This window comes from Thalassolituus sp. LLYu03 (genome assembly GCF_050507655.1).
Taxonomy (GTDB): domain Bacteria; phylum Pseudomonadota; class Gammaproteobacteria; order Pseudomonadales; family Oceanobacteraceae; genus Venatoribacter.
In genome coordinates this window covers 2,852,105-2,871,558 of record NZ_CP191496.1, presented here as the reverse complement: position 1 = coordinate 2,871,558, position 19,454 = coordinate 2,852,105, and the positions used below count along the sequence as shown (strand labels likewise).

20 protein-coding genes are annotated in these 19,454 nt (G+C 59.0%); 12 read left to right on the top strand and 8 right to left on the bottom strand.

The window, feature by feature from the left end; translation table 11 throughout:
* Positions 1-6: 6 nt before the first annotated feature.
* Positions 7-1,536 carry an imelysin family protein gene (locus tag ACQUQU_RS12995; RefSeq protein WP_430460124.1) on the bottom strand — a complete coding sequence of 510 codons (1,530 nt, stop codon included), beginning with the start codon at positions 1,534-1,536 and terminating at the stop codon, positions 7-9.
* Between the two features lie 225 nt (positions 1,537-1,761).
* On the opposite strand from ACQUQU_RS12995, the gene ACQUQU_RS12990 reads away from it, so the two are divergent.
* From ACQUQU_RS12990 to ACQUQU_RS12970, 5 genes are read left to right on the top strand one after another with little or no spacing between them, the layout of a single operon-like run.
* On the top strand, positions 1,762-2,973 hold the full coding sequence (locus tag ACQUQU_RS12990; protein ID WP_430460123.1) for a cytochrome-c peroxidase: 1,212 nt from the start codon (positions 1,762-1,764) through the stop codon (positions 2,971-2,973).
* Positions 2,966-3,517, top strand: coding sequence for an FMN-binding protein (locus tag ACQUQU_RS12985; protein ID WP_430460122.1), 552 nt, complete (start codon positions 2,966-2,968; stop codon positions 3,515-3,517). The genes ACQUQU_RS12990 and ACQUQU_RS12985 overlap by 8 nt, the downstream gene beginning before the upstream one ends.
* 22 nt (positions 3,518-3,539) lie before the next feature.
* The gene (locus ACQUQU_RS12980) at positions 3,540-4,274 is read left to right on the top strand and encodes a PepSY domain-containing protein (RefSeq protein ID WP_430460121.1); all 735 of its coding nucleotides are present in this window, start codon (positions 3,540-3,542) and stop codon (positions 4,272-4,274) included.
* Positions 4,275-4,325: 51 nt separating this feature from the next.
* Entirely contained in the window at positions 4,326-5,111 is a 786-nt protein-coding gene (locus tag ACQUQU_RS12975; RefSeq protein ID WP_430460120.1) for a TIGR01458 family HAD-type hydrolase, read from the top strand.
* Between the two features lie 53 nt (positions 5,112-5,164).
* Positions 5,165-5,917: a tRNA-uridine aminocarboxypropyltransferase gene (locus tag ACQUQU_RS12970; protein ID WP_430460119.1), complete on the top strand. Its 753-nt coding sequence runs from the start codon at positions 5,165-5,167 to the stop codon at positions 5,915-5,917.
* Positions 5,918-5,963: 46 nt separating this feature from the next.
* Here the strand turns inward: ACQUQU_RS12970 and arfB are convergent, their stop codons facing one another.
* Positions 5,964-6,395 carry an alternative ribosome rescue aminoacyl-tRNA hydrolase ArfB gene (gene arfB, locus ACQUQU_RS12965; protein ID WP_430460118.1) on the bottom strand — a complete coding sequence of 144 codons (432 nt, stop codon included), beginning with the start codon at positions 6,393-6,395 and terminating at the stop codon, positions 5,964-5,966.
* A 113-nt stretch (positions 6,396-6,508) separates the two neighbouring features.
* Positions 6,509-7,162, bottom strand: a complete 654-nt coding sequence (gene trhA / locus ACQUQU_RS12960) for a PAQR family membrane homeostasis protein TrhA (RefSeq protein WP_430460117.1) — start codon at positions 7,160-7,162, stop codon at positions 6,509-6,511.
* Positions 7,163-7,270: 108 nt separating this feature from the next.
* On the opposite strand from trhA, the gene ACQUQU_RS12955 reads away from it, so the two are divergent.
* Complete coding sequence (locus ACQUQU_RS12955; RefSeq protein ID WP_430460116.1) at positions 7,271-7,561, top strand: GIY-YIG nuclease family protein; 291 nt, start codon at positions 7,271-7,273, stop codon at positions 7,559-7,561.
* A gap of 87 nt (positions 7,562-7,648) precedes the next feature.
* On the opposite strand, the gene ACQUQU_RS12950 is transcribed toward ACQUQU_RS12955, so the two are convergent.
* On the bottom strand, positions 7,649-9,223 hold the full coding sequence (locus tag ACQUQU_RS12950) for a hypothetical protein (protein ID WP_430460115.1): 1,575 nt from the start codon (positions 9,221-9,223) through the stop codon (positions 7,649-7,651).
* 192 nt (positions 9,224-9,415) lie between these two features.
* On the opposite strand from ACQUQU_RS12950, the gene ACQUQU_RS12945 reads away from it, so the two are divergent.
* From ACQUQU_RS12945 to gspD, 4 genes are all read left to right on the top strand, one after another.
* Positions 9,416-11,521, top strand: a complete 2,106-nt coding sequence (locus ACQUQU_RS12945; protein WP_430460114.1) for a neutral/alkaline non-lysosomal ceramidase N-terminal domain-containing protein — start codon at positions 9,416-9,418, stop codon at positions 11,519-11,521.
* A gap of 148 nt (positions 11,522-11,669) precedes the next feature.
* A complete protein-coding gene (gene gspN / locus ACQUQU_RS12940; protein WP_430460113.1) occupies positions 11,670-12,440 on the top strand; it encodes a type II secretion system protein N in 771 nt (256 codons plus the stop codon).
* Between the two features lie 32 nt (positions 12,441-12,472).
* Positions 12,473-13,360 (top strand): type II secretion system protein N, encoded by an 888-nt coding sequence (locus tag ACQUQU_RS12935; protein ID WP_430460112.1) that lies wholly within the window; start codon positions 12,473-12,475, stop codon positions 13,358-13,360.
* A 5-nt stretch (positions 13,361-13,365) separates the two neighbouring features.
* Positions 13,366-15,279: a type II secretion system secretin GspD gene (gspD, locus tag ACQUQU_RS12930; protein WP_430460111.1), complete on the top strand. Its 1,914-nt coding sequence runs from the start codon at positions 13,366-13,368 to the stop codon at positions 15,277-15,279.
* Between the two features lie 48 nt (positions 15,280-15,327).
* Here the strand turns inward: gspD and ACQUQU_RS12925 are convergent, their stop codons facing one another.
* Complete coding sequence (locus tag ACQUQU_RS12925; RefSeq protein WP_430460110.1) at positions 15,328-15,927, bottom strand: Maf family protein; 600 nt, start codon at positions 15,925-15,927, stop codon at positions 15,328-15,330.
* A gap of 45 nt (positions 15,928-15,972) precedes the next feature.
* Positions 15,973-16,557 carry a Fe-Mn family superoxide dismutase gene (locus tag ACQUQU_RS12920; protein ID WP_430460109.1) on the bottom strand — a complete coding sequence of 195 codons (585 nt, stop codon included), beginning with the start codon at positions 16,555-16,557 and terminating at the stop codon, positions 15,973-15,975.
* 249 nt (positions 16,558-16,806) lie between these two features.
* On the opposite strand from ACQUQU_RS12920, the gene ACQUQU_RS12915 reads away from it, so the two are divergent.
* Complete coding sequence (locus tag ACQUQU_RS12915; protein WP_430460108.1) at positions 16,807-17,598, top strand: hypothetical protein; 792 nt, start codon at positions 16,807-16,809, stop codon at positions 17,596-17,598.
* Entirely contained in the window at positions 17,598-18,458 is an 861-nt protein-coding gene (locus ACQUQU_RS12910; protein WP_430460107.1) for a hypothetical protein, read from the top strand. Before ACQUQU_RS12915 ends, ACQUQU_RS12910 begins: the two co-directional genes overlap by 1 nt.
* Here ACQUQU_RS12910 and ACQUQU_RS12905 read toward each other — a convergent pair.
* The gene (locus ACQUQU_RS12905) at positions 18,439-18,831 is read right to left on the bottom strand and encodes a hypothetical protein (protein WP_430460106.1); all 393 of its coding nucleotides are present in this window, start codon (positions 18,829-18,831) and stop codon (positions 18,439-18,441) included. The genes ACQUQU_RS12910 and ACQUQU_RS12905 overlap by 20 nt on opposite strands.
* A 36-nt stretch (positions 18,832-18,867) precedes the next feature.
* A complete protein-coding gene (locus ACQUQU_RS12900) occupies positions 18,868-19,377 on the bottom strand; it encodes a hypothetical protein (protein ID WP_430460105.1) in 510 nt (169 codons plus the stop codon).
* Positions 19,378-19,454: the final 77 nt, after the last annotated feature.

Here is a 19,454-nt window from a genome sequence, read left to right as displayed (position 1 = left end):
CCGCGATCAGCACTCGGTTGTCGGGTCAGAGGTATCGCATCCAGAGGCGTCTTCATCAACCACCTCGGCGTCCAGATCCAGTGCGTCGGCGACCTCAGCAATGATGCCTGACTGCGCGTTCAGCGACTTGATGGTTTTGTACACCGGGTTGGTGGCATTGAGGTTGACTGCCATGATCTGCACGTCGAACGGCTCACCGGCACGGGCTTTCGCATCGATGGCGGTGTAGTTGGTTTCGGTGGTGGTCAGGGCGGTCACCATCTGGCTGGCCAGATCGGTCAGGCCGGCATCGGCCAGCAGGTCAGCAACGCCGTAGCCGGATACCGCGTTGGCGATACCGTCGGTGTCGTCGGCATCAATCACGCCGTCGAGGTTGCTGTCGTAACCTTCGTATTCGCCGTAGTAGCTGTTGGCCACGCCTTTGGCATCCATGGCGATGTCACGGTGCGTGTTGTCCGAGAAGCAGGAGTGCTCGTGTTCCTGAGAGTTACTGGCGAACGCAATCTGCATACGCTCACCGGCCAGCTCACCTTCCGACAGGGTGCCCATACCGGTCAGGATTTCAGCCAGCTTCTGTTTGGCCTGAGCTTGGCTGCTGATGGTGGTAAAAGCAGTACGGTACTCAGCGCCGGAGGCCCAGCCATCGCGCACGGCGGTCAGGTCTTCAACCAGTTTGGCGGCAGCCACCTGCAGGTAGGTCAGACGACGGGCGCCGTAGGTGTCTTCGTAGAAATCAGACAGCGGACGCTGACCGCCGGACGCCAGATTGGCCGCGTCGTGGGTCTTAACCGCTTCGTCACGGTCGGTACCGTCGGTAACCTCGTAGTTGTCGTTCAGGTCCTGGCCCCACAGCAGGAATTCAATGGCGTGGTAACCGGCAATCACGTCGCGCTCGTCGTCGGCGGTGGCGGTATTGGTCAGCAGGTCGGCGTCGATGGTGACCGCGGTGTTGCCGATGATGTTGTCGCGCGGGCTGCTGTCGGCGTGGGCTTTGTCGATGGCGCCGTTGCCGTTAATGCCGGCCTGGTTGGCGGTTACACCAATCTGGCTGGTGTCGAATTCATCGCCACTGCTGGTCTGAACGTAGTCGATCAGGGCTTCGCCCAGTGGCCAGGCGTTGATGTCGCCTTCCGGACCGTCTTCGGATTCGTAATCGGTGGAATCAATCGGGCTCAGGCGGAAGCGGAATACTTCGGTCTGACCGTAAGGTTCGCGGGCGACCAGCCAGGCAGTTTTGGCGTTGGCGAGGGCGGTCACCATGGCGGTGTAGTTCGGATCAGCTGCGGCCACGCTGACCTGAGCGCGGGCGGTGTTGTAGGTGTCGACGGCAGCGGACAGATCATCGATGGCGTCTTTCAGAGCGGTTGCCGTGGTCACAGCGTCGCTGTACGCGGCGTAGGCAATGTCGGCGTTGGTGTTCAGTACTTTGCGTACGTTGTCGACATTGACAGCGCTGTCGCTGCCGGATGAACCACCGCCACAGGCAGTCAGTACGGAAACAGTGGCAAGGGTCATGGCCAGACGGGTCAGCTTCATGGGGCGCTCCTGCAAACATCAAACAATGGGTAACGCGTGAACTCCGGAGGCGGTTTCCGATCCGGGATACGCACAGTGGGTGTGGATATTAATAATGTTGCGAACGATTATCAACTTTCACTATAAGTGCATTTAAAAAAATTAATCACTTAGTTCTGCTGTGGTAATATCCGCGCACAATCTGACCCGGCACCGAGAGGCCGGGCGCCTGAGCGGAGAGAAGCAGTGAAGAAGATTCTGACGGCCAGTCTGATTCTGGCCAGTCTCAGCGGATGCGGCGGTGATTCCTCTTCGGAATCCGTGGCATTCACCAGCGAAGCAGCCCTGGGCGAAGCCCTGTTCAGCGACGTTAATCTGTCGGCCAACCGCACTCAGTCGTGCGCCACCTGTCATGATCCGGAACGTGCCTTTACCGATGGCCGCACAGACGCTGCCGACAAAGTGCGTCCGGTATCGCTGGGCGATGACGGCGTTTCCCTCGGCGACCGCAACGCCCCAACCGCGCTGTACGCCATGTTCAGTCCGCAATTCAGCTCGGGCACCCGCTCCCGGTTTAATAGTCAGCAGGACGATTACGAAGGCTATCTGGGTGGTCAGTTCCACGATGGCCGCGCCACCGATCTGGCGGCACAGGCAGGTGGCCCGCCCCTGAACCCGCTGGAAATGGGCATGGCCGATCAGGCATCTGTGGTGGCCCGTCTGCGCGAAAACAGTGATTACGACGCCTCGTTCCGCAAGCTGTTCGGCAACTCGGTGTTCGACGATACCGCCACGGCCTACAACGCCATGACCAGCGCCATCGCTGCCTTTGAAAAGACCAGCACCTTCGCCACCTTCGATTCGGCCTACGACCGCTATCTGGCCGGTGACGATGAGGTCTACGACGTGCTGCTGCACCCAAAAGCGGCGCTGGGTAAAACCCTGTTCTTCTCGCAGCAGTTCACCAACTGCGCGACCTGCCATCAGCTGGCAGCGCAGGGCAATAAGAAAGAAACCTTTACCGGTTACGAGTACCACAACATCGGCGTACCGGTGAACAGCGCGGCCCGCACCGCCAATGGTGTTACGGCGATCGATACCGGCCTGCAGACCAACAACGACGCGGTCAGCGCAGACACTGAAAAAGGCAAATTCAAAGTGCCGACCCTGCGCAACGTGGCGGTCACCGGCCCTTACATGCACAACGGTGTGTTTGCCGAACTGGACACCGTGATCCGTTTTTACGATCACTGGCTGACCGGCTCTGCCAACAGCCTGAATCCGGAAACCGGTGTGGCCTGGGCGGATCCTGAGGTGAGCGACACCATCAGCCTGACCGAACTGAAAGATGGCAGCCTGCTCAACGACGACGACGTTGACGCGCTGGTGTGTTTCCTGCGCACCCTGACCGACGCCCGTTACGAAGCCCTGCTGCCGGATGATGGTCTCTGTGATTAAGCGGCTGCTGCTGACTCTGGCGCTGCTGTGGCCGGCGCTGGCCGGTGCGGAAGAGTACCTGAGTCAGGACGATTTTCTGGCTCAGGCCTTTGGCGCCGGCGTGCCTAAGATCAGTACCCTGTGGCTGAAGCCTGAGGACAAAGCCGTGGCGGAAGGCATCTTCGGCCACCCGTATCAGGGCATGCGCGTGCGCTACTGGCTGGCCGGTGCGACAACGGCCTGGGTGCTGGAAGAAATCGGCAAAGAGCGGCCGATCCGCATCGGCGTGGTTGTTGATGGCGCGCACATTCGTCAGGTCAGCATTCTGGCGTTTGAGGAATCCCGCGGCTGGGAAGTGCGCTATCCGTTTTTTACCGCCCAGTTTGCAGGGGCAGCTGCTACGGCGGATCAGCGTCTGGATAAATCCGTCGACGGCATTACCGGGGCCACGCTGTCGGTGCGTGCCGTCACCGGCGTGGCACGCTTCGCGCTGTACCTGAACCAGCGGGTGAATCCGCTGTCTGAGCGCACGACCACGGCCCAGTCTGACGCCTCCCGGCCGTAATCTTTTTGCAGGAAACCTCCCGATGAAACGTCTGGCTCACTGGATTCAATGGCACCGCCGCTTTGGTCTGCTGGTCGCGCCTGTGGTGCTGATGCTGGTGATCACCGGCATTCTCATCAACCACAGTCAGGGGCTGGGCTGGTCGACGGCGCCTGTGTATTCAAAAGTGCTGGGTGCGCTGTACAGCATTCCCGATGAGCCGGTGCAACGCGCCTTCCCGATGGGAACAGAGGCCGGTGATCACTGGCTGCTGCAATCCGGCGAGCACCTGTACCTCGACGCGCAACCGGTGCAGCACTGCGAGCAGCTGCTGTCGGCGGCGGCGTGGACTCTGGGCATGGCCGCGCTGTGCGATGACGCCCTGCTGCTGCTGACGCCGGATGGTGAACTGATTGAACGCATCACGGATTTTCCGCCCGCCGCCCAGCTGGGTGCAGCCGCCGGCCGGCTGACACTGGTGGGACGTGACGGCGAGTGGCTGCTGGATGACGACTCGCTGGAATGGCAGCCGCTGGAAGTTGACGCCGACTGGGCCGAAGAACAGACGCTGCCCGATGATCTGCGTGCCCGCATTAACGCGGTTCTGCCACTGCCCGGCCTGACGCTGGAGCGTGTGCTGCTGGATGTCCACAGTGGCCGACTGTTCGGCGATTGGGGTGTCTGGCTGGTGGATGCCGCCGCTATACTCATGCTGTTTCTGGCCTTCAGTGGCAGCCTGACCTGGCTGGCGCGTAAGCTGAAACGCCGCCGCCGCTGACCCGTCAGCGCGAGAGTTTAACGCCTCATTTTCTGGGTGCCGGAGGTTCGCATGCGTGCAGTTCTGTGTGATATCGACGGTGTCGTGCATCAGCACGGCCAGGCCATTGCCGGTGCGGCCGAGGCGCTGAACTGGCTGGCTCAGCAGCAGATTCCGCTGCGTTTTATCACCAACACCACCTCCAAAACGCCGCAGGCGATGGCCACCGAACTGAACGCCTGCGGGCTGAACGTCGACCCGGCGCACATCATCAACCCGACCCGCGCCGCTTGCCGCTGGCTGACTCAGCAGGGCATTGAGCGGGTGCATACGCTGGTCGCCCCCGGTATTGCCGGTGAATTCCGCGACTTTGCCACCGATGACCAGCAGCCGCAGGCGGTGGTGGTGGGCGATGTCGGTCAGGGCTTCTGCTTCGACAGCCTTAACCGCGTGTTCCGCCTGCTGATGCAGGATACCTCGCTGCCGTTGCTGGCTCTGGGCATGACCCGCTATTACGCCGATGGTGAAGGGCTGAATCTGGATTTGGGCCCCTTTATCAAGGCGCTTGAATACGCCACCGGCCGCGAGGCTCTGGTGATGGGCAAGCCCGCCGCCCTGGTGTTTCAGATGGCGCTGGCGGAACTGGGCGTCAGCCCGGATCAGGCCGTTATGATTGGCGACGACCGTCTGTCGGATGTGCTGGCCGCGCAGCGGGCGGGCATCACAGGTGTGCTGGTGCGCACCGGTAAATTCCGCGCTGGCGATGACGCCGCCGATGGCGACGGCAAACGGCCCGATCACGTGCTGGCGTCGGTGGCCGGTTTGCCGGCACTGCTGCAAGCACTTAAGCCCTGTTAAAACCCCGCCGATAAGCCCTAAAATGCGCGCCCGCTTACCGTTTTCAGGTTGATATGAACCACAACTCCGTTGCCCGCCTGCGTCTGCAGGAACTGGCCAAAGCCCGCCGTCCGTTTCTGGCCCGTGGCTGCAAAACCGTGCGCTGCCCGGATTGCCTGCTGGCCGAAGCCAACTGCATTTGCGCCAGCCGCCCGGCGCCGCAGGGGCAGTGTGCTGTGCTGTTCATCATGTACCACGGCGAAGTGTTCAAACCGAGCAATACCGGGCGCCTTATCGCCGATGTGATCGCCGACAACCACGCTTTTCAGTGGGAGCGCACGGTGCACGACCCGGCGCTGCTGGCCTTACTGGCCGACGAGCGCTACGCACCGATTGTGGTGTTTCCGCATCAATATGCCGAACCCGGGCACTGCATTCACACGCCGGCCGAGCTGGTGGCGGTGAACAACGACGGCAAAATTCCGCTGTTTGTACTGCTCGACGGTACCTGGCGCGAAGCGAAAAAAATGTTCTTCAAGAGTCCGTATCTGCAGAACCTGCCGGTGCTGGGCATTCAGCCGGAAGAAGCGTCTTCGTACCGTCTGCGCGAGGCGTATCACCTGCATCAGCTGTGCACGGCGGAAGTCTTTATTGAGGTGCTGCGTCTGGCCGGTGACGAAGCCGCTTCCGGTGCGCTGGCGGGCTACTTTGACCTGTTCCGCGAACGTTATCTGGCCGGCAAAGCCAGTACCGGGGCGGAACAGCAGGCGCAGAAAAAGCGCGATATCAGCGCCATGTTCGGCATGGGCGAGCCGGGCGAATTCTGAGGTTTTCAGGCTTCAGGCTTCAGGCTTCAGGCTTCAGGCTTTGAGGTCAGTAGCGCACCTTGCCACGCATGGCTTTGACGTCGCCGCGCTGGCTTTTCTGGTCCATGCGTTTCTTTTGCGATGAGCGGGTCGGGCGGGTCGCCACGCGTTTGGCCTGCACCTGACTCACGCTCTGAATTAGTTGCTGAAGGCGCTGCAGGGCGTCGAGGCGGTTCTGTTCCTGGGTTCTGAACTGCTGCGCTTTGATCACAATCACACCGTCGTTGGTCAGGCGCTGATCGCGCATTGCCAGCAGGCGTTCTTTGTAGAAGTCGGGCAGCGATGACGCGTTGATGTCGAAACGCAGATGAATGGCCGACGACACCTTATTCACATTCTGACCACCGGCGCCCTGAGCGCGGATGGCGGACATCTCAATGTCGGTAAAAGGAATATGCACAGAGCGGCTGATAAACAGCGGGTCGCAAATGTCGTTCATGGGCTATCGGTCCGGCAGGCACACCTGAGTGTGCGGTTCAGCATCAGTCGGGCGCAGAGGCTAAACGCATCCGGCGCCGGGTGCAAACCCGGCGGCTGCGGACAAAGAAAGGATCAGACCGGTACGTCGGCCAGATGGAAGGCAATCGCCCAGAAATGGCAGACACCGCCGCCGATCACAAACAGATGCCAGATTTCGTGGAAACCGAACCACTTCGGCCACGGATTTGGCCACTTGGTGGCGTACACCACGGCGCCTATGGTGTAGCTGAGGCCGCCGTAGGTGATCCACGCCAGCGCGCCGGGCGGAATCTTATCCAGCACCGGGTAAACGAACACCACAAGCCAGCCCATCAGCACGTAAATTACGGTCGAAAACCAGCGCGGCGCGCTGATCCAGACCACCTTCAATACCACGCCGGAAATCGCCAGCGCCCACACCACCCCGAACAGCCACCATCCTGTGCTGCCGTTCAGCGGCACCAGACAGATGGGCGTATACGTACCGGCAATGAGCAGGAAAATGGCCATGTGGTCGACACGTTTGAGCCATTGAATGACGGTGTCCGAGGCGTGAATGAGGTGGTAGACCGTGCTGCTGGCAAACATGATCAGCAGCGTGGCGCCGAAAATCATGAACGACACCATGTGCCAGACGCCGCCGTGCAGGGCAGCCTGAGCGGCGAGAATACAGAGAGCAACGATGGCGAAAATGGCGCCGGCCAGATGGGTCAGGCCACTTATCGGTTCGCGGAATACAGCGTGCATAAAACGACTTCTTGGTACGGTGAGTTGCCTGATGTTCTGCGCCTGTAAGGGGGCGGCTCAGGTTTGTGGGTACAATACGACTTTTCTGTGACACGGCAAGGATTAATCGTGACCCTGCAATCCCCGGCGGAAAGCCCCGCGTGGCACCTGTATCTGGTGCGTATGGCGTCCGGCAACCTGTACTGCGGCATCAGCACCGACGTCGTCCGGCGCTTCGCTGAACACAGTGCCAACGGGCCGAAAACCGCCCGTGCGCTGCGTGGGCGCGGGCCTCTGACCCTGGTCTATCAGACGCCGGTCGGAACACACGGCGATGCCTTGCGGGCGGAAATGCGGGTGAAAAAACTGGCCAGAGCCGAAAAAGAAAAACTGATCGCGGGGCTCAGAAGCCTGCCCTGATTTCCATCAGGGCAAGTCGGTTGTGAATCTTATTCATGAATAGCAGGCAACTTGCCCTGACCAACCGGGGCTGCCAGTTCCTTCAGATCAGGCACGGGCCGGACGCAGAGTCCGGCGGCGCAGCACGGCCGTCAGCGGCAGCAGCCACAGCCACATCAGCAGAGCGCCACCGCCTGAGCTTTTACCCGGAGTGGGTGTTACCGGATCCGGGTCTACCGGGTCTGGGTCAACAGGATCCGGCGACGCCATGGCCGGCCAGCTGTCGGCCACGCCGTTGGCGTCCGCGTCGACCAGAGTTGCCTGCGGCAATACCACGCCCGGCACCTGATCCTGTGAACCGAAGGTCCACAGCGCTTTTTTGCCACTGTTCACCACGGTATTCCAGTCGCTGTACTGCAGGCTGTCGCAGGCATTGGCGGCGGTGGCGCACTGAATGTGACTCAGCAGGTAGTGCTGGCTTGGGGTCAGTGAGCCCTTACCGCTGCCGTCGCTGCGGCGCGCCAGATCAGACGCGACGTGGGTTTTCTGAATATCGGTCAGAACCAGATCGCTGCTCTCACCGGCGAAGGAGCCGATAAAGCGCGTGTTGCCGCTGTTGGCCGGCAGACGCACGGTGGCCAGCAGACGCAGGCTGCTGCCGCCGTCCATTGAGCCTACGACCGCACCGGCGCGTACGTACTGACGATCCGCCAGTGTCAGGTCACCGGTGACGATCACATCGCTCAGGTCCGTGCCTTTCAGGCTGCCGGCCAGAACCCCTACGCGGTTTTCACCATTGACACGGGCGGCGACAAAACTGCGTTTGACGCTGCTGGTAATGGCGGCGCTGTCGCCCGCGGTCAGGGTCATTTTTCCGCTCAGACCGCCGACCATGCTGTCGCCGCTGACCTCTGCCTGAACGCCGATTTCATCCAGATTACTGTCGGCCAGATAGCCGGCCAGACCGCCGGTTTCGTCGGCCCCGGTTACCCGGGTTTTGAGCAGCACCTGACGCACCATGAGTTCTTCGCCGCTGCCGATCAGACCGCCATTGGCGCCGGCATTGCAGAACGCCCCACAGCTGTTGCTGGTGGAATCGCTGGCGGTCACCTGAGTGTTGGCGTGCAGTTGATAAAACAGAGAGCGCCAGGCGTAACCGGCCAGAGCCGCCGAGTTACCGCCGCCCTGAATATCGGCGGTCAGATTCAGATGGTGCACGCTGGCCATTTCCAGATAGCCGAACAGGGCAGTGAAGTATTCGCCGGGACGGTGGATGGTCAGGTTGTGCAGGGTGTGGTTCTGGCCGTGGAATTCGGCGGCAAATTTGAGATTGAAATTGCCGATGGGCTCAAAGCCTTTGCCGTTGTTCCAGAAGCGGTCGCCGGCATCAAAACGCTGGTTGCCGTTGGTGTCGAAGTTCAGATCGGCGGTCAGCTCGTAACCGTTGCAACCGGCCGTCGGGCAACCGCCGTTGTTACCGTACAGATGCGTGCCGTGCAGCTCGTAGGCATTGCTCGGCAGCGGGTTATTGCGGATCTCGTTCAGATCGTCGAGGTCGTTGATTTCAATCAGACCGTTGTGGTCGCTGTCGACTTCGCTCCGTTCAGCGGCCTGAGCCATGTGGGCTGAACTCAGCAGCAGGGCAGACAGTGCCAGTGTGGCAGGGGTATAACGCAAACTCATCGGGACTCCGGACATCCATTTCTTTGAGCCTGCTATCTTGACCAAAAACTGACAATGGAATCAGTAGGGCCGAGCGATTTCTGTGTTGTTGATAGCGGGACAAAAACGGCAGCAACGGCCAGTGGCAGCGGGCTGGTTGATGTGGTACAAACGTGCACAAAAGCCTGACAATAACAATTAAAGGTCATTCTCATGTCTCTTACCCGCGTTCGCTGGGCCAGGCTCCTGCCTGCCGCCTTTCTCAGTGCGTTGACCGCCTGTGCTGCCACTCAGGAAATTGTGGTGCAGCAACCCGACGCCCGTATTCATACCGCCGTAAGCCAGCAAGGCCCGACCGCCGGTGCCGTGTCGGTGGACATCACACCACCACCGGGCATGCCGATGGGCGGTTATTCGGTGATGGCCAACCGCGGTGAAGGCTTCCGTACCCGTATTAAGGCGCGGGTGGTGTATCTGAACGACGGCAAAGGTCAGGCACTGGCCGTGGTGCAGACCGACCTCACCGCGGCCTCGTTATTGCTGCAGCATGAAGTGGCGTCGCGTGTGGCGGAAAAAACCGGCCTGGGTGCCGGCGATATTGCCATTACCGCCTCGCACAGCCATTCGGCGCCGGTCAATTTCTTCGACAACGATTTCTACAACAAGCACATGTCGAGCGGTCAGTGGCTGGAACCTGAGTTCCTCGAATTCACCGCCAGCCGCATCAGCGAGGGCATCATTCAGGCGTATGAAGCGCGTCGTCCGGCGAAAATTGCCACCGGTAAAAAAGACATTTACGGCTACAACCGTAACCGCGCGCTCGACTCCTATGTGCTGAACGATGATGTGTCCGGCGTCAGCCTCGATGACCCGCAAGCCAAATTCAAAGCGGTGAACCCGGCGCTGTACATGGTGCGTGTCGACGTGAAAGACGACGACGGCCGCTACAAACCGCTGGCCGCGTTTTCCAGTTTCTCGGTCCACGCCACGGCGCTGACCGTGCCGGTTGAGGTGTATAACGCCGACCTGTTCGCCTACGCGCAGAAAGATCTGGAATGGAAAATCCGTGAGGAATACCAGACCTCCTGGCCTGTGGTACACGCGTTAAGCACAGGCACTCAGGGCGATATGGCGCCGGCGCTGGAAGAACACGGCGACAACTGGTTCGGTCATTTTGAGGTGAACTGGAAAGCGGCGAAAAAACTCGGACAGGGCATCGGCGGCGAAGCCATTGGTCTGTTTGAATCCCTCGGCAGTGAACTGACGGCGGATATCACCCTGAAAACCGCTGCCCGCGAGCTGAATATCCGTGACCACAATAAAGTGGAAGACGTGGAAATCTGTCACGACGCGGCCGTGGGTAACACAGTGGCCGCCGGTGCCTATGAGCGCCGTACGCCATGGCTTACGGCCATTCCGTTTTTCCATGGTGGTAACCTGATGTCGCGTCGCTGGTGGTTCTTCAAAGACGGCTGTCAGGGCAACAAGCGCCATCTGGGCTTCTCCTTCCTGCAGCCGATTCTGGAACCGAAAGACAGCTTCCCCAATACCGTCATGTTCCAGCTGCTGCGCATCAACGACATGGTGGTGCTGCCGGTGCCATTTGAATCAACCACGGAATCCGGCCACCGCATGGCGGAACGGGTACAGAGTGAACTGCAGGCCGGTGGTGATGCACCGCGTTATGTCTGGGTGGCCAGCAACGCCAATGGTTATTTCGGTTACACCACCACGCCCGAGGAATACCGTCGCCAGAATTACGAAGGTGGCCATACGCTGTACGGTCAGTATTCAACGCCGTACCTGACTGCTCAGCTGGGCCTGCTGGCGCGCGATCTGGTGAAAGACGGCAATGTCGAAGAACTGAAAGGCGAATGGCGCTACAACCTGAAAGTGAACGACTTCCTGCCGGATGCGGTGTCGTCCACCGGCAAGCGCAGCTGGCTTGAACAGCCGCAGGCCGTGCTGGCCGATGGCGCCAACGAAGAAAACTACGTGGCCGTGCGCTGGGCGGACGTAGCCCCGGACGCCATTCAGTTCCACAACCCGCTGGTGCGGGTGGAGCATAAGGTCGATGGCCAGTGGCAGCGTCTGGTGGTGAACGGTGAGCCGGTCGACGACGACGGTTACGACATCGAAGTACGTTACCTCGACGATGAAGATCAGGGCATGGCCGACTACGAAACCCGCTGGTACAACCCGGTAGCAGGCGGTGAATACCGCTTTGTGATCGAGCCACGTCAGCAACAGCCGCAACTGATTTCGCCGGTCTTTACCTGGAACGAAGGTGAACAGCCGGGCGTGGCACTGGTCGAATAAAGCCGTTCGCGGCATTTACTGAAGAAGCAGGCGTTCTGGCGTGACAGACGCCTGCTTTTTTACATGAATGTCACATTGTTACATTAAATTTTCGGCCCCCGTTCAGTAGAATGACCCGCAGACATCGCCAGAGATAATAAGTATCACCATGTTTAAAGCCATCTGGGCGGCCCGCTGGTATGTGTTACTGGGCTTCTTTACCTTCCTCATCATTCTTGTTGTTAACACCCCTCTGCATTTTGTCTGGCGCTGGGTCGAACCTTCGCTGGCGCGCCTGCCGGTCAAAATTGAGCAGGTGAACGGCACCCTGTGGCGCGGGCATGTGCGTCTGCAGATTCCGCAATTGCGCAGTCTGGGCACTCTGGATGGCGTCTGGCAGCTGCATCCGGCGTCGCTGCTGAGCGGCAATGCTGCGCTGGGTCTGGCCGTTGACGGCGAAGGCGTGCGTCTGAAATCCGATGTGACCGTCAGTGCCGCGGGACACGTAGCACTGGAAAACACCCAGGGCTTTCTGGAAGCGGCCTCCATTGCGCCGCTGCTGCGCCGCAATCAGGTTACGGTGGCCGGCCATTTCGAACTGAATAATCTGGCGCTCAACGCCGACCTCAACAGCCGCCAGCTGAGTGGCGTGCAGGGCCAGCTGATTTACAGCGGTGGCGACGTGGGTTTCCCGGTCGACCGCAAGCCGGTGAACGCCACCATGCCAATGCTGATTGGGCAGCTGGCCATGGAAGGCGACAAAGCCGTGATCAATTTCACCACCACCGAAGGCCAGCAGCTGATTCAGGGTTACCTGCAGCCGGACGGCTGGGGTGGTGCTGCCATCCGTCGCCGTTTCCTCGATGTGCTGGGGCAGAAATGGCCGGTGCAGTCGACGGAAGATACGGTAATTTTTGAAGTGTCCCATAAGGTTCTGTAACCTTGGGCGCCTTGCAAACGGAGTGATGATTTTTGGCAGACGTAATCGCGCAGGCAGTTGGTTGGCAGCGCCCGGCATTGGTCGCGGGTAAGGTTGCGCTGACCCTGTTGTTGTCCTGGCAGCTGGCTCATCTGACCTGGCAGGTGGTGGCACCTGAGCCACTGGTGCTGCGCGCGCCAAGTAAAGGCAATGCCGACGCCGCGGTGGCCAGTGGCCCGTCGGCCGCTCAATATCATTTATTCGGCGAAATGACCGCGCAGCCGGTCGAGGTGGTCAGCACCGAAGTGGAAGCGCCGGATACCCGTTTGCGTCTAGAATTGCTCGGTGTGACCAAGGCTTCCCGTCAGGAAGCGTCGTCCGCCATCATTGCTCCGAAAGGCGGCGAGGGTGAGTTCTACCGCATCGGCGACACCGTACAGGGCAGAACCCGTCTGGCCGGTGTGTACGAAGATAAAGTCATTCTCGACACCAACGGCAAACTGGAAACCCTGAAATTTGAAGATGCACCGGCCGCCGGTATCAGCGCGCGCACGGTGCAGAACCGTCCGGAACCCAAAGACAACGACAGTCCGCGTGTTGGCGCGGGTTCGTTGCGTGACCGCTTTAAGCAGGTGCGCAACCCGGGTGAATTTATGGAGCTGGTGTCTGAAGAAACCAGCAGCGACCCGGAAGGCGCTCTGACCGAAATGGGTCTGAAGAGTCTGGGGTCGGGCTCGGGTTATGAAGTGCAGCCGGGCTCTGTGCTGAGCGCGCTGCAACTGCAGCCGGGCGATATCGTTTTGTCAGTGAACGGTCAGATGCTGGGTGATCCGGCGTCGGATCAGCAGGTTCTGCAACAGGTCAGCAGTGAAGGAAATGCCCGCATCGAAGTGCAGCGGGGCAACAGTCGTTTTGTGGTTAACCACAGTTTGAATCAGTGAAGGATATGAGTGTGTTGAAACAGTGGGCATTTCTGGTACTGCTGGCCCTGAGCGCCGCGGTGCAGGCGCAGGACAGCTGGCAGATCAATCTGAAGGAAGCTGATATCGGCGCTTTCATTTCTCAGGTGGCGGACATCACTGGTAAAAGCTTTGTGGTTGACCCGCGGGTTAAGGGCAAGGTGAACGTTCTGTCCAGCGATGCGATGGACAAAGACGGTGTCTACGAACTGTTTCTGTCGGTGCTGCAGGTGCAGGGTTATGTGGCCGTACCCGCCGGTGACGTGACCTTAATCGTGCAACAGAACGACGTTAAACAGCAGGGCCGTGATCTGGACGAAGAACTGTCGTCGAAAAGCCAGGAACTGCTGACCAAAGTCATCATGATCAAAAATACCCCGGCGCTGGATCTGGTTCCGATTCTGCGTCCGCTGGTGGCGAAATACGGCCATCTGGCCGGTGTGAAATCCGCCAACGCCCTGATCATCTCTGACCACTCGAACAATATTCACCGAATCGAACAGATCATCGACCGCCTGGATAAATCCGGTTCCGAAGAACTGGAAGTGATTCAGCTGAAAGAAGCCTGGGTCGGTAACGTGGTCACCATGCTGCAGAATCTGGACCCGTCCAAGGTGTCGCAGGGTGCTGCCGCCAATGGCAGCGAAAATACCGCCGGTTCCATCCGCGTGGTGGCCGACGAGCGCAGCAACCGTCTGATCATCAAAGGCGAGAAAAGCGCCCGCGAACGTATCCGTAAACTGATCGAAGAACTGGATCAGCCGTCTTATTTCACCGGCAGCGCCAAAGTGATCCGTCTGCAGTACGCCGATGCCGCCAAAATGGCGGAGCTGCTGAAAAACCTGCTGTCCGATACGTCCTCTTCTGCTGCCGAAAAAGACGCCGCCCAGACCAAAGGCAAAGCCGGTATTCATGCCGACGAAGAACTGAACGCTCTGGTGGTGCGTGCCGAACCGTCGCTGATGAAAGAAATTGAAGAGCTGGTGAGTGCACTCGACGTGCGCCGTGCGCAGGTGCTGATTGAATCGGCCATCGTCGAAGCCACCGGCGACATCAGCGATGCGCTGGGTATTCAGTGGGCGGTGGGCGATCTGGACAACCCGGTAGCCGGCACCAACTTCTCGAACGCCGGTCCGTCACTGGGCACCATCGCCACCTCGGTGGCATCCGGCGATGTCAGTGGCGCACTGGCCAGCGGTCTGACGCTGGGCGGTTACAGCGAAAGCAACGGCGCTGTTGATTTCGGTGTGGTGCTGCAGGCGCTGCAGAGCAACAGCAAAACCAACCTGCTGTCGACGCCAAGCATCATGACGCTGGATAATCAGGAAGCGGAAATTGTGGTCGGTCAGAACGTGCCGTTCCGTACCGGTTCTACCGCGTCCAGCAGCAACAGCAACCCGTTCACCACCATCACCCGTGAAGACGTGGGTATCACGCTGAAAGTGAAGCCGCACATTCACGACGGTCAGGCGATTCGTCTGGAAGTGGAAGCCACTGCGGAATCCGTTGCTTCCACCACAGTGGACGGCAGTGCCGACCTGATCACCAACAAGCGTTCGATCAAGACCATGATTCTGTCGGAAGACAAAGAAACCATCGTACTGGGTGGTCTGATCCGCGACGACGTGATTGAAACCGAAAGCAAAGTGCCACTGCTGGGGGATATTCCCCTGCTGGGCTGGCTGTTCAAGTCGAAGTCGGTATCGAAAGTGAAGAGCAACCTGATGGTGTTCCTGCGCCCGACCATCGTCACCCAGACCGGCACCGCCCGTCAGCTGACGCAGGAAAAATTCAACGGCATCTGGGAATTCACGGTATCCGATAAACTCGGCGTTGATCAGGTGAACGAGCGCATGGAAAGCCTGTTCAAAGGTTTCCCGCTGAAGGCAGCGGAAGACTGATTCCGGGCCGGAAAGCGCATATGAAAATCCCCGCACTGCGGGGATTTTTTATTGCGCCAGTTGCAGCGGATTCAGACCGGCCTGCTGCATCAGATCGGTCAGACCGATTAAGGGCAGCCCCACCAGACTGTTCACATCACGCCCTTCAAGGCGTTCAAATAACGTGATGCCCAGGCCTTCCACTTTAAAACTGCCGGCGCAATCCAGCGGCTGTTCGAGTGCGATATAGCGTTCAATATCCGCACGGCTTAACGCGCGGAAATGCACGTGAAATGGCTCGCACAATGAATATTCACGTCCGTCCGGTGCCCGCAGACACAGACCGGTCAGAAAGGTCACGGCGTTACTACTGGCTTTTTCCAGTTGCGCGCAGGCGCGCTCCACCGTTTCCGGTTTTCCGCAGATGTCGCCGTCGAGCACGCAGGTCTGGTCGCTGCCGATGATCCAGTAATCCGGCCAGTCGGCGCTTAACGCCGCGGCTTTTTCTTTCGCCAGACGCACCACGTAGGCATCGGCGCTTTCGCCGGATAACGGTGTTTCATCGATATCGGGTGAGGCGTGTTCAAACGGAATGCGCAGCCGGTTTAATAATTCGCGGCGGTAGCGTGACGACGAAGCCAGTAACAGTTTCATGAAAATTCTAGACATAAAAAAAACCGGGCAGGGCCCGGTTTTTTAACACACATCGGCTGATTAAGCAGCGAAGTTCGCAGCAGCGAATTCCCAGTTAGCCAGTGCCCAGAATGCTTCCAGGTACTTAGGACGCAGATTGCGGAAGTCGATGTAGTAAGCGTGTTCCCACAGGTCAACGGTGATCAGCGCAGTAACGCCGTCTTCAGTGATTGGGGTAGCAGCGTTAGAGGTGTTCACGATGGCCAGGGAACCGTCGGCTTTTTTCACCAGCCAGGTCCAGCTGGAACCGAAGTTACCAACGGCCATTTTGTTGAACTCTTCTTTGAACTTGTCAAAAGAACCCCAGGTTTTGGCAATGGCATCAGCCAGTGCGCCAGTTGGCTCGCCGCCGCCGTTCGGGCTCAGGGAGTGCCAGTAGAAAGTGTGGTTCCAGATCTGAGCAGCGTTGTTGAAGATACCGCCGGAAGAGGTTTTGATGATCTCTTCCAGAGATTTGCCTTCGAATTCAGTGCCAGGAACCAGATTGTTCAGGTTGGTCACGTAGGCGTTGTGGTGCTTGCCGTGGTGGAACTCCAGAGTTTCTGCAGAAATGTGTGGTTGCAGAGCGTCTTTTGCGTAAGGCAGAGCCGGTAATTCAAATGCCATGGTGCATCTCCATTCATTGCTGAGTCAGGTTGCAAATCTGTGCGCCGGGTCGGGCCGGCGCTTAAATAGTCCCGGCATAATAGCACCCTGAACCATGAGGCGCTATTCATGCAAAGTGTGTGGTTATGCTGGTTTTGGGCTGCTTTGTTGCAGGTCTGACATCAATTCGCGTCATAATTTCTCATGAGCGCGGATGCCGTTATACTGGGGCGCGATAATAACGATGAAGTACCAATTTCGGGGGCTGAGATGGATAAAGAAAAAGAACCAATCGTGCCGGGCATGAAGCCGTCACAGGAAGACATTGCTCTGCGCCAGAAGCAGCTGGCTGCCCGTAAAGCCGCCGCTCAGCGTGCACAGGCGGCGGGGCTGCGCCCGACACCGGTTGCGGTTTCTGCGCCGGCACCTAAACAGACGCTGGCCACCATCGCCTTACTGGTGGCGGTTGCCATGGGTGGTCTGGCGGGATTCATGTTTATGCAGTTCCAGACCATGCAGCAGCAACTGGCGAACGCTGAGAAAATCATCCGTTCTCAGGCCGAGAACCTGAATGTGCTCAACGAGAAACTGTCGGTGACCGGTGAGAACGCCAATATGTCGCTGGATGCACTGAAAGTGCTGATCAAAGAACACGACGCGGAAATCCGTAAGCTGTGGGATGTGGCGAACAAACGCAATAAGACCGACATTGCCAGCAATCAGAAAGCCATCGAAGGCGTGAAATCCTCCGTGGCTGCTTTGGATAAAGATCTGAAAGCCTCCGGCGACAAAGCCCGTCAGGCGGAAGCCGCTCTGGATAAGAAAGTGGATGCCTCGGCTTCTGAACTGAAGAAGCGTATGGCGAAACTGGAAGCCGGTGCTCTCGATCTGCCTGCCGAAAACCAGCTGCGCATCGCGCAGAACAGCGAGCAGATTCAGACGCTGGAAGCGACCCTGACCAAGATGCGTCAGAGTGGTGGCAACCTGGCGGATATGAAGCTGGAAATTGAAGACATTCAGATTCGTCTGGATCGTCTGCAAAACGCGGTTGGCGGCCAGTAATGTCCTCTCCTCATGATGCGGCCGGACCCTCCGGCCGCATCAGCCTGCAAGCATCGGCGGACGACGTCCGCCGCTCGCTGAAGGATCTTCTCTCTGCGCACGCCCTGACCGATGCTGCCTGGCTGGGTGGTGAACTCAGTCTGACGCCGGGTACGGCCTTTTTCTTCGGTTATCAGTGTGCGATGCGCTGTGTTGATCCGGCGTTGCGGCCGGACCAATGGGCAGCGTTTTGTGTGTCCGAAAAAGGGGTGAAATCCCTGCGCGACATGAGCACTGTGTATGCCGCTGAATCCGGGCTTTCGGGCGTTAAATCCCACGCCATGCTGGCCGGGCGCGGACTGGATACGTGTTACGTGATCGCCCGTGCAGCGGACGATCCTGGGCAGCTGGTCTGTGTAGTGGCTACGCCGGACTCGTCAGGTGTTCAGATTCACGACAGCGGTAAGCCGCAGCCCTTTATGACGGATCTGCCTCATTTGGCGCTGAGTTTTGCCGATACCCCGGCGCGTTTTTTCTGTGCTGATGCCAATGAACGTCTGAACAAGCCTTTCCGTTGCTGGGAAGATGTGCACGGTGTGCTGGCGCTGGCGGCCTGGGTCGCGTCCTGGTTGCCGGCTGAGCAGGCACTGCCAATGAGGCAGCAGGCCGATGTACTGGCAAAGGCATTTGCCGTCGATACCTCAGGCTATCGTTTGCCGGTGCTGAATGCGGTGGAGGCTTTGTTTGCGCTGACGGATGAGCTTTCTGCCAGCCTGCCAACAGAGCAGAAAGCGCTGTGGCAGCGTGACCGAATGCTGATGGTATTCACTCAGGCGCTGCGCGCTAAAATCCGCGAAAAACTCAGCGCACAGTCACGGTAACGGACGCGGGGGATGGTGTGCCATCACCCAGCTGCAGATCGCGTGGGGTGGTGTTTGGCCCAAGGGTCAATGTGGTGTCGGCTCCCAGATTCTGGGCAGATTCGCCGTTGTCATCACGCGGGCTGGTATCCAGCGCAGTGTCCGGGGTTTTTACCGCGGTCTGCGCCATTTCTTTATTCAGCAGACGTGGAATCTGAATGCTCTGCGACGTCGAGCGGTTGTAGCGCAGGGCTGAGCTGTAATCGTAGTGATGCGTGCGCTGACGCGCTTCTTCAATGGCGGTAAAAATATCCGCAGAATAATACTGATCATCCGGCGTGGCCTTCGCAGTGCAGGCCAGCAACAGCAGGGATAACGGGATCAGTTGTTTCATCATCTTCTCCTGTTGGTTATGGATGAGCGTTATGTCTCAGGGACGCGCGGTGGCTTTAATGCTGACATTGGCGCGGATTTCCCGCACGCGACTGTTCTCTGAACGCGCTTCCGGCACATAAATTTCGGTGGGATTTGGCTGGTAATCTTCGTCTTCATCCGGATCGTCGGATTTTTTCTTGGATTCAGCCAGTGCATCGCGTTTGTTGACGCGACCGAGCGCGGCATCCCGCACCGGACGTGAGGCCTCAAAGGCCGCCTGTTCACCGGCAGCGGTTGGGCCCATGGCACCTTCGACCACTTCACTGTCCATTTCGGTGTTCAGGAGTTTGGGTAACGGGAAGCTGCGTGACGTTGAGCGGTTGTACCAGGACGAGCCAACGTATTCGGTATCGACCGGATTGCGTTTGGCGGCAGCGACGGCGTCGTCGATGTCCTGAGAATAATACGCTTCGTTCGGCGTTGCGGCAGACCCGTGAAAAGACACGGCAGCCAGCACGATAACCGGGAGAATGGTGTTACGCAGGGTGCTCCAGGATGCATCCATATTCTGAGCCCTTTTGTTTTTGTTATTTTTTGTAAGTATGTCATCATAGCAGGGCGATTTTTTTGTGTACACTGATC

Bases quoted from the DNA above. Each gene is read 5' to 3' on its own strand.
- ACQUQU_RS12970 (WP_430460119.1), top strand. From the start codon at position 5,165: ATGAACCACAACTCCGTTGCCCGCCTGCGTCTGCAGGAACTGGCCAAA.
- gspN (WP_430460113.1), top strand. From the start codon at position 11,670: ATGTTTAAAGCCATCTGGGCGGCCCGCTGGTATGTGTTACTGGGCTTC.
- ACQUQU_RS12900 (WP_430460105.1), bottom strand. From the start codon at position 19,377: ATGGATGCATCCTGGAGCACCCTGCGTAACACCATTCTCCCGGTTATC.
- ACQUQU_RS12910 (WP_430460107.1), top strand. From the start codon at position 17,598: ATGTCCTCTCCTCATGATGCGGCCGGACCCTCCGGCCGCATCAGCCTG.
- ACQUQU_RS12975 (WP_430460120.1), top strand. From the start codon at position 4,326: ATGCGTGCAGTTCTGTGTGATATCGACGGTGTCGTGCATCAGCACGGC.
- ACQUQU_RS12925 (WP_430460110.1), bottom strand. From the start codon at position 15,927: ATGTCTAGAATTTTCATGAAACTGTTACTGGCTTCGTCGTCACGCTAC.
- ACQUQU_RS12980 (WP_430460121.1), top strand. From the start codon at position 3,540: ATGAAACGTCTGGCTCACTGGATTCAATGGCACCGCCGCTTTGGTCTG.
- trhA (WP_430460117.1), bottom strand. From the start codon at position 7,162: ATGCACGCTGTATTCCGCGAACCGATAAGTGGCCTGACCCATCTGGCC.
- ACQUQU_RS12945 (WP_430460114.1), top strand. From the start codon at position 9,416: ATGTCTCTTACCCGCGTTCGCTGGGCCAGGCTCCTGCCTGCCGCCTTT.
- ACQUQU_RS12905 (WP_430460106.1), bottom strand. From the start codon at position 18,831: ATGAAACAACTGATCCCGTTATCCCTGCTGTTGCTGGCCTGCACTGCG.
- gspD (WP_430460111.1), top strand. From the start codon at position 13,366: ATGAGTGTGTTGAAACAGTGGGCATTTCTGGTACTGCTGGCCCTGAGC.
- ACQUQU_RS12920 (WP_430460109.1), bottom strand. From the start codon at position 16,557: ATGGCATTTGAATTACCGGCTCTGCCTTACGCAAAAGACGCTCTGCAA.
- ACQUQU_RS12915 (WP_430460108.1), top strand. From the start codon at position 16,807: ATGGATAAAGAAAAAGAACCAATCGTGCCGGGCATGAAGCCGTCACAG.
- ACQUQU_RS12950 (WP_430460115.1), bottom strand. From the start codon at position 9,223: ATGAGTTTGCGTTATACCCCTGCCACACTGGCACTGTCTGCCCTGCTG.
- ACQUQU_RS12995 (WP_430460124.1), bottom strand. From the start codon at position 1,536: ATGAAGCTGACCCGTCTGGCCATGACCCTTGCCACTGTTTCCGTACTG.
- arfB (WP_430460118.1), bottom strand. From the start codon at position 6,395: ATGAACGACATTTGCGACCCGCTGTTTATCAGCCGCTCTGTGCATATT.